This is a genomic window from Stenotrophomonas sp. SY1, from assembly GCF_021202945.1.
Lineage (GTDB): Bacteria > Pseudomonadota > Gammaproteobacteria > Xanthomonadales > Xanthomonadaceae > Stenotrophomonas.
The window spans coordinates 1-315 of sequence record NZ_JAJOYR010000037.1; the positions used below are offsets into that span (position 1 = coordinate 1).

At 42.5% G+C, this 315-nt stretch carries 1 protein-coding gene; it reads right to left on the bottom strand.

What is annotated here, in order from left to right:
* The coding region (locus LR961_RS19205; RefSeq protein WP_232151578.1) for a hypothetical protein at positions 1–253 on the bottom strand (253 nt) is incomplete at its 3' end.
* Positions 254–315 lie beyond the last annotated feature (62 nt).

A 315-nucleotide genomic window follows, 5' to 3' on the forward strand; every position in this document is an offset into this window, starting at 1 on the left:
TCCTCCACCTATTCTCCTCTCTCAATTTTCCTTCCACCAGAAAATGATCTGATGTTCCCCCACTCTCTCCCCTTGGGACATGTACATCCTTAACTCTTCCTATCATAATCCTATTTACCACTACATAATCCATTAGCGCTCTATCTACCACCCTTCCCTCCACCACCCTCTCCCATGTGTACTTATGTTTGACTTTCTTCCTAAACACTGTATTTGCTATCATCAACTCTCTCTCGAGACACATCTCCACCATCAATTCTCCACTAATATTTTTACCTGGAACTCCATACTTCTAAATCACCCCGTCTATTGGTT